This is a genomic window from Psychrobacter sp. 1U2 (genome assembly GCF_051847575.1).
Map to the genome: position 1 here is coordinate 1 of NZ_JBPYDC010001498.1, position 589 is coordinate 589.

The following is a 589-nucleotide window of genomic DNA, read 5'->3' on the forward strand; positions in this document are numbered from 1 at the left end:
TGTGCCCTCATGAGTGACAACCACATTTTGACTGGCAATCGCTTGCTCAGCAAATGGCCCACGAGACGCGACAAAAGTAAAAGGCTCTAGTATCACTTCATCGCCATTAGTACCAAAGGTCATGCGCTGTTTCATATATTGAGCAGCAGCAAGCTCGGTACTCGACCCCATATAACGCCCTGAATAGTCACGCGCTAAGGTCAGTGCAGTCTCGGTACCATACTCCCCGTATGTGATGACAGGGGTAATGTTCGTCTCGCTATCGTCATCATTACATGCGGTTACACCTGCAACCATCATGGCTATAGCTAAGACTTTTATTGTCTGTTTTGGTGCTTGTTTCACTATTGTCTGTAACATCGTCAGCATCCCTGTTTCAGTTATCGTAAAAGACCTAATCAGTAATATAAAACGTTTCTAGTCCAAAGTGTGAATAGTTTTATAGAGACATTGTTGTAAGTTACGTTCTATTAAGATGGGCAGGTGGATGATGACTGTGGAAAATTAAGTAACGAAGTTTTCATAACACGTCTTGATATAAATCGCCCTTACTGTGCGCCTTTGTCACTGTTCGATTGTTCAATGCTGC

At 43.1% G+C, this 589-nt stretch carries 1 protein-coding gene; it reads right to left on the bottom strand.

The window, feature by feature from the left end; genetic code table 11:
* Nucleotides 1-360 (bottom strand): hypothetical protein (locus tag ACS8FD_RS22830; protein ID WP_439277537.1); only part of this gene is annotated, 360 nt, incomplete at its 3' end.
* Between the last annotated feature and the right edge of the window lie 229 nt (nucleotides 361-589).